Annotated in this window: 12 protein-coding genes; 6 read left to right on the top strand and 6 right to left on the bottom strand. The window is 69.8% G+C overall.

The window, feature by feature from the left end; all coding sequences use genetic code 11:
• Nucleotides 1-45: 45 nt before the first annotated feature.
• The 6 genes from ACTT8P_RS22965 to eccD form a co-directional block, all read right to left on the bottom strand.
• Nucleotides 46-510: a hypothetical protein gene (locus tag ACTT8P_RS22965; RefSeq protein WP_442833586.1), complete on the bottom strand. Its 465-nt coding sequence runs from the start codon at nt 508-510 to the stop codon at nt 46-48.
• Nucleotides 511-630: 120 nt separating this feature from the next.
• Nucleotides 631-1,383 (bottom strand): 4-hydroxy-tetrahydrodipicolinate reductase, encoded by a 753-nt coding sequence (dapB, locus tag ACTT8P_RS22970; RefSeq protein ID WP_442833587.1) that lies wholly within the window; start codon nt 1,381-1,383, stop codon nt 631-633.
• Nucleotides 1,384-1,408: 25 nt separating this feature from the next.
• Nucleotides 1,409-2,788: a M16 family metallopeptidase gene (locus ACTT8P_RS22975; protein ID WP_442833588.1), complete on the bottom strand. Its 1,380-nt coding sequence runs from the start codon at nt 2,786-2,788 to the stop codon at nt 1,409-1,411.
• Complete coding sequence (locus ACTT8P_RS22980) at nt 2,785-5,007, bottom strand: polyribonucleotide nucleotidyltransferase (protein ID WP_442833628.1); 2,223 nt, start codon at nt 5,005-5,007, stop codon at nt 2,785-2,787. Before ACTT8P_RS22980 ends, ACTT8P_RS22975 begins: the two co-directional genes overlap by 4 nt.
• Nucleotides 5,008-5,286: 279 nt before the next feature.
• A complete protein-coding gene (gene rpsO, locus ACTT8P_RS22985) occupies nt 5,287-5,574 on the bottom strand; it encodes a 30S ribosomal protein S15 (RefSeq protein ID WP_361163414.1) in 288 nt (95 codons plus the stop codon).
• 187 nt (nt 5,575-5,761) lie between these two features.
• A complete protein-coding gene (gene eccD, locus ACTT8P_RS22990) occupies nt 5,762-7,219 on the bottom strand; it encodes a type VII secretion integral membrane protein EccD (protein ID WP_442833589.1) in 1,458 nt (485 codons plus the stop codon).
• Between the two features lie 281 nt (nt 7,220-7,500).
• Between eccD and eccCa the strand changes: the two genes are divergently transcribed.
• From eccCa to ACTT8P_RS23020, 6 genes are all read left to right on the top strand, one after another.
• Nucleotides 7,501-11,445, top strand: coding sequence for a type VII secretion protein EccCa (eccCa, locus tag ACTT8P_RS22995; protein WP_442833590.1), 3,945 nt, complete (start codon nt 7,501-7,503; stop codon nt 11,443-11,445).
• A 119-nt stretch (nt 11,446-11,564) separates the two neighbouring features.
• Nucleotides 11,565-11,972, top strand: a complete 408-nt coding sequence (locus ACTT8P_RS23000) for a hypothetical protein (protein ID WP_442833591.1) — start codon at nt 11,565-11,567, stop codon at nt 11,970-11,972.
• A gap of 96 nt (nt 11,973-12,068) precedes the next feature.
• Entirely contained in the window at nt 12,069-12,386 is a 318-nt protein-coding gene (locus ACTT8P_RS23005) for a DUF397 domain-containing protein (RefSeq protein ID WP_442833592.1), read from the top strand.
• A gap of 412 nt (nt 12,387-12,798) precedes the next feature.
• A complete protein-coding gene (locus ACTT8P_RS23010; RefSeq protein ID WP_442833593.1) occupies nt 12,799-13,044 on the top strand; it encodes a hypothetical protein in 246 nt (81 codons plus the stop codon).
• A gap of 261 nt (nt 13,045-13,305) precedes the next feature.
• Complete coding sequence (locus tag ACTT8P_RS23015; RefSeq protein ID WP_442833594.1) at nt 13,306-13,695, top strand: hypothetical protein; 390 nt, start codon at nt 13,306-13,308, stop codon at nt 13,693-13,695.
• Nucleotides 13,696-14,061: 366 nt separating this feature from the next.
• Nucleotides 14,062-14,784: a hypothetical protein gene (locus ACTT8P_RS23020; protein ID WP_442833595.1), complete on the top strand. Its 723-nt coding sequence runs from the start codon at nt 14,062-14,064 to the stop codon at nt 14,782-14,784.
• The last annotated feature ends 141 nt before the right edge of the window (nt 14,785-14,925 follow it).

Genomic DNA, 14,925 nt, shown 5'->3' on the forward strand with positions numbered 1-14,925 from the left:
CCCGTGGGTACGGGAACCGGGCCACCGGCGTGTCGGGGGCGGGGGTCAGGCCGTCTCGGTGCCCGGCCGGGACGCGCCCTCGTGCAGGCTGATCGCGCGCTGCATCGCCTTGCGGGCGCGCGGGGTGTCCCGGGCGTCCTGGTAGGCGACGGCGAGGCGGAACCAGCTGCGCCAGTCGTCGGGGGCGTCCTCGGTCTCGGCCTTGCGGCGGGCGAAGACCTCGTCGGCCGAGTCGCGGTCGATGCGGCCGCTCGGGGTGCGCCGCAGCTCGTCCACGGGCAGGGCGCCCTCGGCGTCGAGTTCGGCGGCGAGCCGGTTGGCCTTGCGGACGAACTGGGTGTTCTGCCACAGGAACCACACCCCGATCACCGGCAGGACCAGCACGGCGACGCCCAGGGCGACGGTGACGGGGGTGCCGGCCTCGATGAGCAGCACGCCGCGGCTGCCGGCCAGGACGAAGTAGAAGACCAGGACGAGGGCCGTGACGGCGTAGGTGATCTTGGCGCGCATGAGGTCAGGGGCTCGGTTCTGATGTCGGGTCCGGTGCCGGGTCCGGTGCCGGGTCCGGTGCCGGGTCCGGTGCCGGGTCCGGTGCCGGTTCGGGTCTCGGTTCCGGTCTCGGTTCAGGTGTCAGTTCAGGTCCAGGAAGTGTTCCAGGCCGAAGGTGAGGCCCGGGGTGGTCACCACGCGGCGGGCGCCGAGCAGGATGCCCGGCATGAAGCTGCTGTGGTGCAGGGAGTCGTGCCGGACGGTGAGGGTCTCGCCCTCGCCGCCCAGCAGGACCTCCTGGTGGGCGAGGAGCCCGCGCAGCCGGACCGCGTGCACGGGGACGCCGTCCACGTCCGCGCCGCGGGCGCCGTCGAGGGCGGTGGCGGTGGCGTCGGGCGCCGCGGGGGTGCCTGCCTTCCGCCGGGCCTCGGCGATGAGCTGTGCGGTGCGGGTGGCGGTGCCGCTGGGGGCGTCCACCTTGTTCGGGTGGTGCAGCTCGACGACCTCGACGGACTCGAAGTACGGGGCGGCGAGCTGCGCGAACTTCATGGTGAGGACGGCGCCGATGGAGAAGTTGGGCGCGATGAGCACGCCCGTCCTCGGGGACCGCTCCAGCCGGCCGGTGAGCCGCGCGAGGCGCTCGTCGGTCCAGCCGGTGGTGCCGACGACGGCGTGGATGCCGTGGCCGACGCAGTAGTCGAGGTTGTCCATGACCGAGGCGGGCGTGGTCAGCTCGACGGCGACCTGGGCGCCGTTTTCGGCCAGCGTCTCCAGGGAGTCGCCGCGGCCGAGGGCGGCCACCAGCTCCATGTCCTCGGCGGCCTCGACGGCCCGTACCGCCTCGGCGCCGATCCGGCCCTTGGCACCGAGGACGGCCACGCGCAGCTTGCTCATCTGTTCAGTTCCTTAACCGGTGGGTTCAGGCGACGGCGTCGTGCAGCCGGGCCGCCTGCTTGTCCTTCAGCGGGCCGATGACCGACAGCGAGGGCCGCCGTCCCAGGATGTCGCGGGCGACCTCGCGGACGTCGTCCGGGGTGACCGAGGCTATCCGGGCCAGCATGTCGTCGACCGACAGCTGCTCGCCCCAGCACAGCTCGCTCTTGCCGATACGGTTCATCAGCGCGCCGGTGTCCTCCAGGCCGAGCACCGTGGAGCCGCGGAGCTGGCCGATGGCGCGGTCGATCTCCTCGTCGGGCAGGCCGTGCTCGGCGACCTGGTCGAGTTCGTCCCGGCAGATCTTCAGCACGTCGTGTACCTGGGAGGGCCGGCAGCCCGCGTAGACGCCGAACAGGCCGCAGTCGGCGAAGCCCGAGGTGTACGAGTACACGCTGTAGGCCAGGCCGCGCTTCTCCCGGACCTCCTGGAAGAGGCGGGAGGACATGCCGCCGCCGAGCGCGGTGTTCAGCACGCCGAGCGCCCAGCGGCGCTCGTCGGTGCGGGCCAGGCCCGGCATGCCGAGGACGACGTGCGCCTGCTCGGTCCTGCGGCCGATCAGCTCGACGCGGCCGGCGGTGCGCAGGGCGCGGCGGCCCTCGCGCGGGGCGATCGGCAGGGCGGCCGGGTCCTTGAGGGCGCCGGCCTTCTCGAAGGCGGCGCGGACCTGGCGGACCACCTTGTTGTGGTCGACGTTGCCGGCGCAGGCGACCACCAGGTGGGTGGGGTCGTAGTGCTTCTTGTAGAAGCGCCGGATGCGGTCGGCGGTCAGGGCGTTGACCGTGTCGACGGTGCCGAGGACCGGGCGGCCCAGCGCGTTGTCGCCGAACATGGTGTGCGCGAACAGGTCGTGCACGCAGTCGCCCGGGTCGTCCTCGGTCATCGCGATCTCTTCGAGGATGGCGCCGCGCTCGACGTCCACGTCCGCTTCGCGGATGAGCGAGCCGGTGAGCATGTCGCAGACCACGTCGATGGCGAGCGGCAGGTCGCTGTCGAGGACACGCGCGTAGTAGCACGTGTACTCCTTCGCCGTGAACGCGTTCATCTCGCCGCCGACCGCGTCCAGCGCCGCGGAGATGTCCAGGGCGGATCTGCGGTCGGTGCCCTTGAAGAGCAGGTGCTCCAGGTAGTGGGTGGCGCCGTTCAGGGACGGGGTCTCGTCGCGGGAGCCGACGTGCGCCCAGATGCCGAAGGTCGCGGAGCGGACGGAGGGCAGCGTTTCGGTGACGATGCGCAGGCCGCCGGGGAGGGTGGTGCGGCGCACGGTGCCGATGCCGTTCTCGCCCTTGATCAGGGTTTGGGTACGGGCGACGGCCCGCGCCTCCGAGGAGGTGCGGGCCGTCGCCTTCGAGCTACGGGACGTCACTGGTCGGCGTCGTCCTTCTTCTCGTCGTCCGAGGAGCCCTCTCCCTCGACCACGGGGATCAGGGAGAGCTTGCCGCGGGAGTCGATCTCGGCGATCTCGACCTGGACCTTGGCGCCCACGCCGAGCACGTCCTCGACGTTCTCCACGCGCTTGCCGCCGGCCAGCTTGCGGATCTGCGAGATGTGCAGCAGACCGTCCTTGCCGGGCAGCAGGGAGACGAAGGCGCCGAACGTCGTCGTCTTCACGACCGTACCCAGGTAGCGCTCGCCGACCTCGGGCATCGTCGGGTTGGCGATGCTGTTGATCGTCGTACGGGCGGCCTCGGCGGAGGGGCCGTCGGCGGCACCGATGTAGATGGTGCCGTCGTCCTCGATGGTGATCTCGGCGCCGGTGTCCTCCTGGATCTGGTTGATCATCTTGCCCTTCGGGCCGATGACCTCACCGATCTTGTCCACCGGGATCTTGACGGTGATGATCCGCGGGGCGTTCGGGGACATCTCGTCCGGCGTGTCGATCGCTTCCATCATCACGTCGAGGATGTGGAGGCGGGCGTCCCGGGCCTGCTTGAGGGCGGCGCCCAGGACGGAGGCCGGGATGCCGTCCAGCTTGGTGTCGAGCTGGAGGGCGGTGACGAACTGCTTGGTGCCGGCGACCTTGAAGTCCATGTCGCCGAAGGCGTCCTCCGCACCGAGGATGTCGGTGAGGGTGACGTAGTGCGTCTCGCCCTCGATCTCCTGGGAGATCAGGCCCATGGCGATACCGGCGACGGGGGCCTTCAGCGGCACACCGGCGTTCAGCAGCGACATGGTGGAGGCGCAGACCGAGCCCATGGACGTCGAGCCGTTCGAGCTGAGCGCCTCGGAGACCTGGCGGATCGCGTAGGGGAAGTCCTCGCGGGCCGGCAGCACCGGCACCAGGGCGCGCTCGGCGAGGGCGCCGTGGCCGATCTCGCGGCGCTTGGGGGAGCCGACGCGGCCGGTCTCGCCGGTGGAGTACGGCGGGAAGTTGTAGTTGTGCATGTAGCGCTTGCGGGTCACCGGGGAGAGGGTGTCCAGCTGCTGCTCCATGCGGAGCATGTTCAGCGTGGTGACGCCCAGGATCTGGGTCTCGCCGCGCTCGAACACCGCGGAGCCGTGCACCCGCGGGATGGCCTCGACCTCGGCGGCGAGCGTACGGATGTCCGTGACGCCGCGGCCGTCGATGCGCTTCTTCTCCTTGATCACGCGCTCGCGGACCAGGGTCTTGGTCAGCGCTCGGTACGCGGCGGAGATCTCCTTCTCGCGGCCCTCGAACTGCGGCAGCAGCTTCTCGGCGGCGAGCCCCTTGACGCGGTCCAGCTCGGCCTCGCGCTCCTGCTTGCCGGCGATGGTGAGCGCCTGGGCCAGCTCGGCGCGGACGGCGGCGGTGAGCGCCTCCAGCACGTCGTCCTGGTAGTCCAGGAAGATCGGGAACTCGCCGGTCGGCTTGGCGGCCTTGGCGGCCAGGTCGGCCTGGGCGCGGCAGAGCACCTTGATGAAGGGCTTCGCGGCCTCCAGACCGGCGGCGACGACCTCCTCGGTGGGCGCCTCGGCGCCGCCCTCGACCAGCTTGATGGTCTTCTCGGTGGCCTCGGCCTCGACCATCATGATCGCGACGTCGCCGTCCTCCAGGGTGCGGCCCGCGACGACCATGTCGAAGACGGCGTCCTCGAGCTCGGTGTGGGTCGGGAACGCCACCCACTGGCCGCGGATCAGCGCGACGCGGACGCCGCCGATCGGGCCGGAGAAGGGCAGGCCGGCCAGCTGGGTGGACGCGGACGCGGCGTTGATCGCGACGACGTCGTACAGGTGGTCGGGGTTGAGGGCCATGACCGTGCAGACGACCTGGATCTCGTTGCGCAGGCCCTTCTTGAAGGACGGGCGCAGCGGGCGGTCGATCAGCCGGCAGGTGAGGATGGCGTCCTCGGAGGGGCGGCCCTCGCGTCGGAAGAAGCTGCCGGGGATCTTGCCGGCGGCGTACATCCGCTCCTCGACGTCCACCGTGAGGGGGAAGAAGTCGAGCTGGTCCTTGGGGTTCTTCGAGGCGGTGGTGGCCGACAGCACCATGGTGTCGTCGTCCAGGTACGCGACGGCGGAGCCGGCGGCCTGCTTGGCCAGGCGGCCCGTCTCGAAGCGGATGGTGCGGGTGCCGAAGGGGCCGTTGTCGATGACGGCCTCGGCGTAGTGGGTCTCGTTCTCCACTATGGTCTTCTCCATTGCGTTCAGTTGCGTGTCGTCTTTCGTCCCGCCCAGCCCGTGTGGCGGGGGGACGTGGTGGAGAAGCGTCCGGTGCGGGCCGGTCTTCGATCGAAGCCCCCGGCGTTCCTTTTCCGAGGGCCACTACCGAGGACCGGCGGCGGCGCGGTGACGCCCCTCCTCGTTCATCGTGCTGCTACCACACTACAAAGCGGGAGTGACAGCGCGCACGTACAGCAAAGGGAGCGGCTCCCCAAGGATGGGAACCGCTCCCCTCACGGCGTCTTACTTGGCGCCCGCCGCACCGCGGCGGATGCCGAGGCGGTCGACCAGCGCGCGGAAGCGCTGGATGTCCTTCTTGGCGAGGTACTGCAGCAGGCGGCGACGCTGACCGACCAGGATCAGCAGACCACGACGGGAGTGGTGGTCGTGCTTGTGGGTCTTCAGGTGCTCGGTCAGGTCGGAGATCCGACGGGACAGCAGGGCCACCTGGACCTCGGGGGAGCCGGTGTCGCCCTCCTTGGTACCGAACTCGCCGATGATCTGCTTCTTCACTGCGGCGTCGAGAGACACGCGTGCTCCTTCAAGGTCTTCGTGAGCCTTCGAGCGCCCCCGGTCTGCTTCTCGGGGGAACTTCCGTGAACTCGGAAGGCGGGAATCCGCTGGGCGCGGCCTCCGGTCACCTGGTGGGTACCTGGGGTGGGTCCGGGGGTGCGTACACAAACGGCCGTCAGCCAGAGTACCAGCCCGCTCGCGGGCCTCAGACGCCGCCGCGGACCTTGCCGTAGACATCGAGGACGGCCAGGCAGATCGGGACCAGGGACAGCAGCACCAGCGAGTCCGCGAGGTCCAGCATGCGGCCCCAGAACGGGGACAGGCCCTTCTTCGGCACGATCAGGGCGATGGCGATCAGGAGCAGCACGCCGGCCGCGACCGAGGCGCCGAGCCACAGGGTGCGTACGTCGACCGGGCCGGAGTTGCCCTTGAGCAGTTCGACGATGATGTCGGTCGGCGGCGAGATGGCGAGGCCGAGGACCAGCAGCGCGAGCGTGACGACGCCGGCCACGAAGAGGCAGGTGACCTGCGCGGTGTAGCGGAACAGCCGGGCCCGCAGCATGGCGGCGAGGCCGGTGCACAGGGCGAGCAGCTGGGCCCAGCCGTTGTCGCTGAAGCCGAGCACCGCGCCGCCGGCGCCGACGATGACCGCGGCGCAGCCGCCGACCAGGCCGAGCAGCAGTTCGTGCCCCCGGCTGGTCTGGGCGACGATGCGCTGGACGTCGACGGCCTCGAGGTCGCCCTCGCGGCCCTCGCGGCGGGCCCGGGCCAGGTCCTCGGGGTTGCGGAAGCCGATCGGCAGCCGGGCGAACCGGGCCGACCAGCCGGGCAGGAAGCCGACCACCGCCAGCGCGACGACCGAGGTGCCGGCCGCGATCTCGCGCGGCTCGGCCTCGGTGAGGATGCCGCAGAACACGGCGAGCGTGCCGATGGCGGCGGCCAGCGCGGCGGCCACGAACGGGGCGTCGCCCTGCGGCAGCAGCATGATCAGTACGACGGAGCACAGCAGTACGGCGACGCAGCCGACCAGGAACTGGATCCGGCCGGGGCCTTCGCCGGCGTCCTGGGCGATGATGCCGGAGCCCGCGATGAGCGCGTGCGGCAGGGCCGAGACGCCGAGCGCGACGGCGGAGGCGCGGTCGTCGTAGACCCGGGCCCGGACGCCGGCCAGGGCGGTCAGGGCGAGCGCGGCCACGCCGGCCAGGATGCCCTGGAGGCCGTGCATGTCGTGCCGGAGCGGATCGGCGAACCAGAAGACGAAGCCCAGCATGATCAGCAGCAGCGCGCCGGAGACCAGGCCGGCCACCCGCATCAGGTTGTCGTTCCAGCTGCGGACGTCCTGCTTGACCGCGGCGGCGATGGCGTCCACCACGTCGTCGTGGACGGCCGGCGGCAGCGAGTCGGCGAAGGTGCGCAGCAGCAGCACCTCGCCGTCCCTGACCCGGTGCTCGAGCAGCGAGCGGCTGGCGTCGAGGACCTGGCCCTCGCGGGTCACCAGGTGGTAGCCGGCGGGGCTGGTGTCCGACTGGACCAGTCCCGAGAGCCTGATGATCTCAGGGAAGAGGTCCTGGATCGGCAGGTCCTCCGGCAGCGCGACGTCGATCCGACTGTCCGGCGCTGCGATGGTGATTCGGCAGAAACCTGTCGAAGTCCCCGTGCTCACCTGGTGTTCCCCCTGCTAGACACAACTGCTGGACACGACTGCGTGACGCCGCTCGTACGACGCGGAGCGCCACCCTATCCGCCCCGGCACAAGGGGACGGGGCTGCCTCCCTCAATTCTCCCCTTCCCCCCTCGGCATCTCCATCCTCCTGGCTCTTTTGCGCACCGGACGCATCAGTAGGATCGTCCCCCTACGCGGACGACGCCTAAGCGAACGGGAACACGTCGCGCACACGGGGGCGTCGGTGCAGGACGTATCAACCACGAAGGATGAGTGCATCGGTGAGCGTCGTCATCATCAAGCGGCCGCCGCGGATACCGCCCCCGGTCGTACCGGACGGCGAGGTCAATCTGGAGACGCCCCCCGAGATCCCTCGTGAGGGCGACGAGAGCATGCTGATGAACCTGCTGCCCATGATGGGCATGCTGGGTTCCGTCGGTTTCTTCTTCATGCCCAACCTGCCCTCGTACATGCGGGTGGTCGGCGGGCTGATGCTGGCCTCGACGCTGGCCATGGCCATCGCGCAGTTCGCCAAGTCCCGGCAGGGCGGCGGGGCGGGGATGGCGCAGGACCGGCGGGACTACTTCCGTTATCTCGAGCAGGTCCGCAAGGACGTCAACAAGACGGCGGAGCTCCAGCGCCGCAGTCAGCTCTTCCAGCACCCCGAGCCGGACCACCTGTGGGCGGTGGCGGCCGACGGCAAGCGGCTGTGGGAGCGGCGGCCGAGCGACGCGGACTTCGCGTCGGTACGGATGGGGCGCGGCATCCAGCAGCTGAACACACCGCTGGTCGCTCCGGTGACGGCGCCGAAGGACGAGCTGGAGCCGCTGACCGCGGCGGCCATGAAGGCGTTCCTCGACGCCCACGGCAGCCTGTCCGACCTGCCGCTGTCCGTCTCGCTGCGGGCCTTCTACCACGTGACGATCAGCGGCGAGCGGGACACGGTCTACGGCAACGCCCGGGCGACGCTGGCCCAGCTGGTCACGCTGCACTCCCCGGAGGACCTGATGGTCGCCGTGGTGGCGCATCCGTCCACCGCGGCGGAGTGGGACTGGTTCAAGTGGCTGCCGCACGGCCAGCACCCGAAGGCCAAGGACGGCGCGGGCTCGGCCCGGCTGCTCTTCGACGACCTCGGGGAGCTGGAGGAGGCGCTGGCCGACCAGCTGGACGACCGGCCGCGCTGGAACCGGGACACCAACCCGCTGTACGACCAGCCGCACCTGATCGTGGTGCTGGACGGCGGCACCGTGCCGCCGGACTCCGAACTCGCCAGCGCCGAGGGGCTCCAGGGCGTCACCTTCCTCGAACTCGCCCCCGGTGAGCTGGAGGAGGAGCTGCGCGCGGGGCTGACGGCGTATGTGAAGCCGGACCGCATGCAGTTGTTCGTCGGCCACGAGTCCGCGTACACCGGCAAGCCCGATGTGCTGAACCAGGCGCAGGCCGAGTCCCTGGCCCGGCAGCTCGCCCCGTTCCGGGTGGGCTCCGCGGAGGACGGCGAGCCGCTGCTGTCCAACCTGGACTTCACCGACCTGATGGGGATCGGTGACGCGGGCGCGGTCGACGTGTCGCGCACCTGGCGGCCGCGCACCCTGCACGAGCGGCTGCGGGTGCCGATCGGCGTCGGGGAGAACGGCGAGCCGGTCATGCTCGACCTGAAGGAGGCCTCGCAGGAGGGCATGGGCCCGCACGGCCTGTGCGTCGGCGCGACCGGTTCCGGCAAGTCGGAGCTGCTGCGCACCCTGGTGCTCGGTCTGGCGGTCACGCACTCCTCGGAGACGCTGAACTTCATCCTGGCGGACTTCAAGGGCGGCGCGACCTTCGCCGGCATGGCGGACATGCCGCACACCGCGGCCGTGATCACCAACCTCGCCGACGACCTCACCCTCGTGGACCGGATGCGGGACGCGATCACGGGTGAGATGCAGCGCCGCCAGGAACTGCTGCGCACCGCGGGCAACTACGCCAACCTGCACGACTACGAGAAGGCCCGGGCCGCGGGTGCCGCCCTTGAGCCGATGGCCTCGCTGGTGATCGTGCTCGACGAGTTCTCCGAACTGCTCACGGCCAAGCCGGACTTCATCGACATGTTCATCCAGATCGGCCGCATCGGCCGCTCCCTGGGTGTGCACCTGCTGCTCGCCTCGCAGCGCCTGGAGGAGGGCAAGCTGCGCGGCCTGGACACCTATCTGTCGTACCGGATCGGTCTGCGCACCTTCTCGGCCGCCGAGTCGCGCACGGCGATCGGTGTCCCCGACGCCTACCATCTGCCGTCGATCCCGGGTTCGGGCTACCTGCGCTACGACACCGACACCATGGTCCGCTTCAAGGCGGCGTACGTGTCGGGCGCGTACCACGGCGAGGGCCCCTCCCGGGTGCACCGCTCCACGCAGTTGCGGCCCGCGCTGTTCACGGCGGAGCAGGTGGCGCTGCCGCCGCAGCCGGTGGTGGAGGAGCCGGAGGCCGACCACCGGGTGGACGACGCGCTCGCCGACACCGTCCTGGACGTCATCGTGGGCAAGATGGTCAACCAGGGGCCGCCGGCCCACCAGGTGTGGCTGCCGCCGCTGGAGGAGGCGCCCTCGCTGGAGCAGCTCCTCCCCCAGCTCGCGGTCACTCCGGAGCGTGGCCTGACCGCGCCGGAGTACACGGCGCTCGGCCGGCTCACCGTGCCGGTCGGCATGGTGGACAAGCCGTTCGAGCAGCGGCGTGACGTGCTGTACCGGGACTTCTCGGCGGGCGCCGGCCACGGTCTGTTCGTCGGTGGTCCGCGGTCCGGCAAGTCGACGCTGCTGCGCACGCTCATCTCGTCGTTCGCGCTCACCCACACGCCGTCCGAAGCGCAGTTCTACTGCCTGGACTTCGGTGGCGGCTCGCTGATCTCGATGGAGGAGCTGGCGCACGTCGGCGGGGTCGCCAACCGGCTCGACGCCGAGAAGGTGCGCCGTACGGTCAGCGAGGTCTCCGGCATCCTCGACACCCGCGAGGAGTACTTCCGGGCGCACAACGTCGACTCCGTCCAGACCTACCGGCAGCGCCGGGCCGCGGGGCAGTTGCCCGACCAGCCCTGGGGCGACGTCTTCCTGGTCATCGACGGCTGGGCCACCTTCAAGACGGACTACGAGCTGCTGGAGTCGACCGTCACCGACATCGCCACCCGCGGTCTCGGCTTCGGCGTGCACGTGATCCTGACCGCGAGCCGGTACACCGAGGTACGGCCGGCGCTCAAGGACATGCTGCAGAACCGCATCGAACTGCGGCTCGGTGACCCGACCGAGTCGGAGATCGACCGCAAGGTCGCGCAGAACGTGCCGGCCACCGTGCCGGGCCGCGGTCTGACCCCGGACAAGCTGCACTTCATGACCGCGCTGCCCAGGGTCGACGGCTCCTCGGCCACCGAGGACCTGGCGGAGGCCACGGCGATCCTCGTCCGGGGCGTCAACGACAACTGGCAGGGCGCGCACGCGCCGGTGGTCCGGCTGCTGCCGACGATGCTGTCGGCGGACCGGCTGCCCAAGGGCTTCGAGCACCCGGACCGCGGAGTGGCCATCGGCATCGACGAATCCACCCTGTCGCCGGTCTTCGTCGACTTCGAGACGGACCCGCACTTCATCGTGTTCGGCGAGAGCGAGTCCGGCAAGTCGGCGCTGCTGCGGCTGCTGATCAAGCAGATCACCGAGCGCTACACACCGGACCAGGCGAAGATCGTCCTGGGTGACTACCGGCGCGCCCACATGCAGGGCGTGCCCGAGTCCCACCTGTCGCGCTACTGCCCGTCGGCGCCCTCCCTGACGGAGACGCTGGAGGGCCTGGCCGGGTCGATGGGCCGCCGGATGCCGGGCCCGGACATCACGCCCGAGCAGCTGCGCAACCGCAGTTGGTACAACAGCCCGGACGCGTTCGTCATCATCGACGACTACGACCTGGTGGCGACCGGCATGAACCCGCTGGCGCCGCTGCTGGAGTACCTGCCGTTCGCCCGGGACATCGGCCTGCGCGTCATCGTCGCGCGGGCCTCGGGCGGCGCCAGCCGGTCGCTGTACGAGCCGGTGATGCAGCGCCTGCGCGAGCTGGGCGCGCAGGGCCTGGTGCTCTCCGGTGACCGGTCCGAGGGCGCGCTGCTCGGCAACATCACCTCGACGCAGCTGCCGCCGGGGCGTGGCTCCTTCCACACGCGGCGGCGCAGCGGACAGCTGGTCCAGACGGGCTGGCTGCCGGCGCGGTACTGACCGGACTGACCGGGTTTCCTGGTGACGGGGGCGGCGTCCTGGCGGACGCAGCCCCCGTTGTCGTACCCGCCCGTTACAGTGATGCCGACGGTGGAAATGTCGAGCTACGGGGGGCAGTTGTGGCGAGCGACGGCCTGCAGGCGGATCCCGCGGTCCTCAAGACCGAGGGCTACAACATGTTCACGGTGGGCCAGGACTTCAGCAAGGCGGTGCAGACCCTCCAGCAGGGCCTGTCCGCCCTGGAAGGCGGCAACGGCGCCACGCCGCCGTGGGGCGACGACGACATAGGCGAGAAGTTCGGCGTCGTCTACGAGGGTCTGCGCGACGGCATGTACGAGTCGATGGGCAGCCTGGCCGAGCGCATCGCGGGGATGGGGCTGGCCTTCACCGAGATGGGCGTCCGGCACGAGCAGAACGAGGGCGACGAGGACGCGGCCTGGAAGGAGCTCACCTCCGAGTACGACGGTCAGGTGGAGCCGCCGGCGACGGTGCACTCGACCTTGCGTCCGCGTCAGGACCTGTGGTGATCGTGCGGTGACGCACCGGTTTCGGAGCGTGCCCGCCGGGTGCGCAAGTAATCTGGACACCCACTTGATTCGCACGGCGGAAAGAGGCCCAGAAACATGACCGACGCACACCAGGACCAGGCCGCGACTCAGCCCGAGGACGTCAAGGCGCGCAAGGAGCGGGAGCGGGACGAGCTGTACGCGCTCGACATCTCCGGCGTCGAGTGGCACAGCGCGCCGGGTACCGAGGAGCACGAGGAGCGGGTGGAGATCGCGTACCTGCCGGAGGGTGCCGTGGCGATGCGGTCGTCCCTCGACCCGGACACGGTGCTGCGGTACACCGAGGCGGAGTGGACGGCGTTCGTACTCGGGGCCCGGGACGGCGAGTTCGACCTGGAGCCGGCGCCGGGCGATGGGGGCACGGCGGGCGCGTAGGGGTCTTGAGCACGGGCTTCGAGCTGAGGTATGTCACCCGGGTCGGGCCGCGGAAGACCGACGGCGTCCGAGCGGCCTGACCTGGTGAGCCCGCCCCGGCCAGCGGGGAGTTCCGCGATGCGCAGCGGTGTCCGACACTCCGACTGCCGTGCCGAAGATCGCTTACGAGGCCGTTCACGAGTCGGGGGTCGTGCACCCTGCGTCGATCGCCTCGGGATCCGCTATCCGGAAGCTGGGGGGCGGGCAGGCGTGACCGCCTATGTGACACGTCCTGGCGTACCCGCAGGCCGCGTCCTTGATGTGCGGGAACTCCTACGGGTACTCGTGCAGACACTCGTCGAGGAGACCCAGAAACGGGTCCGGAAGCTCGAATTGGTGTTCAGCGCGGTATGCGACGGGCACCAGGTTTTCGGTGCAGCAGACCGACCCGCCGTCGGCGTCCGGCGTATCGGACGCCGACTATGTGCAGAGCAGCACGGGCCGGACCTGGCGTTGGTTCGCCGGGTTCTTCGGCGGCTGGGTCCTCACCGGGCTCGGTGTCTTCTGCCGGGCCACGGGTTACGCCCCGCTCGGCCAGAGCCGCGTCTCGTACGAGGCGGCGTGGGAGGCGTCCAGCCGGGCGCGGTCCGGCCGGCCGTGCTCGGGGTGGGCCTCGTAGGGGCTGGAGTGTGCCTGCTGGTCAGCTACTTCGTCTGACCACCGCCGGCCCTCGCCGACCACCGCTGGGGTCCGCTGCAACAGATTCGTGACAGCGGGGGCTCTGAAGCCGACGGCTGGTACTCCGTACACTCTTGCGGACGGCTGTACTCCTGTGTGACTTCCTTGGCCGGTCGGCACGAAATACACACCCTTGGGCCTCTATACCGAACGTGAACCCTGCGGGCAGGGCGAGGGACACATGAAGTGCTCCACCGTCCTCATGGACGAGCGCTTCGAAGGCATACCGATTCATTACAGCACGACCTACCGGGACGACCCAGAAGGCGTGCAGATCCGCAGGCAGATGCTTGCCGAAAAAAGAGAAACGCTCAAAACACTCAGAGAGATGTCAGACGACCAAATAAGGGAGTACATGACAGAAAAATGGAGTGCACGTTACAGCGACGACGCGAAACGGCTCGACAAGGCTTTGAACAGGCTAGAGGGAACATCCGGCACCAAACTCATCGACGCCATAACCAAAGAACTGGATGCGCAGCGCGCCGAGAACAGAACCCTGAAGGAGCAAGCCATAACGGCAGAATTCGATCAACATATCGGTGTACTCAAGGAAACTTGGGACACCATTCTTCCCGACTTGAAGAAGTGACACACCTGAGCCGGACAGAACTCAGGGGAACACCGCCGACCACCCCCATGGACCAGATGGGACAGAACTAGGCTATGCCTCATGCCGGAATCCATTGACGCCCTCGTCGAAGACCTCTCAGCAAGCAACCGGGCCGTTCGCCGGACCGCGAGAGACGCGCTGGCCGCTCTCGGCCCTCAGGCCATCGACCTGCTTCTGCCCCACGCCCTCGACCGACGGCCGAGGGGCCCTGGACGTGACATCAGGTCCATCATCGAACACATGGGGGAAGAGGCGCTGCCGCGACTCCGGACGATCCGGCGTGCGGGACCTGGCCGATTGCGCGGCACGGCTCTCGAGATCCTGGGCGAAATAGGTGGCGCGGACGTGCTCGACGAAGCCGACCGACACGCCCTGGAACGCCTCGTGCGGGTCAAGATCCTTGACGAACGCCCCGTCGAGGTTCCCGCGGAGGCGGGCCGCTGGCTGGCCTTCCCGGCGAAGCGACTCGCCGACGCCGTAGCCGCTCTCGGCCTGCACGACCTTCGGCCGGCCACCACGGTCATGGGCGTGGCCGCCGCCACCCGAGCCACCGACACGGTGGATTTCCAGGATTCCCGGGGCCGGCCCCAGCGGGCCTACCGGGTCTTCATCACCCCGGAGTTCGAGAACTGGCGGGCGAAGGGGCAGATCACCAACTGGCGCATGCTGTGGGGGAACTCCTTCCTGGACGAACTCGACGGCTTCGCGCTGGCCACCGAACTCAGCAAACGATGCGGTGAAGCCCACTTCTACGTCCTTGACCCCTACAACTCCTCCGAGAACTGGTACGTCGCCCGCGACGGTCACACGGTACGCAGCTTCGGCAGTTACGCCGACCCGCAGTTCGAAGGGGAGCCGCTGCCCTTCGAGCTCTGGTACCGGGACAACGCGGACCAGGACGAGGCCGAGACGTATGCCGAAGGTGTTCCGTACGCGTCCACAGCAGCCGACAACCTCTCGGTCGAACCCGGTCCGCAGCTCGCGGAGGACACCCACGGGCACGGCTGGCTCGCCACGACCCACCCCGACGTGCCCAATGCTCGCTTCAAGGGCGCCCTGCCCGTCTGAAGCCGACTGCCGAAAGCCTTCGCACACGTCCGCGCCAGCGGAGGACGGAAACCATGACCGATTCACCGGACGACTACGCTCCACATCCCCATGTAGGCGGTCGTGCCAACGCCCTGCGTGCACTCGCCGCTTGGCGTACGG

This window comes from Streptomyces sp. JW3 (assembly GCF_052216785.1).
Lineage (GTDB): Bacteria > Actinomycetota > Actinomycetes > Streptomycetales > Streptomycetaceae > Streptomyces.

What these genes read in the sequence shown, in the direction of transcription:
- ACTT8P_RS22965 (WP_442833586.1), bottom strand. Translation starts at nt 510, where the DNA reads ATGCGCGCCAAGATCACCTACGCCGTCACGGCCCTCGTCCTGGTCTTC.
- dapB (WP_442833587.1), bottom strand. Translation starts at nt 1,383, where the DNA reads ATGAGCAAGCTGCGCGTGGCCGTCCTCGGTGCCAAGGGCCGGATCGGC.
- ACTT8P_RS23005 (WP_442833592.1), top strand. Translation starts at nt 12,069, where the DNA reads ATGACCGACGCACACCAGGACCAGGCCGCGACTCAGCCCGAGGACGTC.
- ACTT8P_RS23015 (WP_442833594.1), top strand. Translation starts at nt 13,306, where the DNA reads ATGGACGAGCGCTTCGAAGGCATACCGATTCATTACAGCACGACCTAC.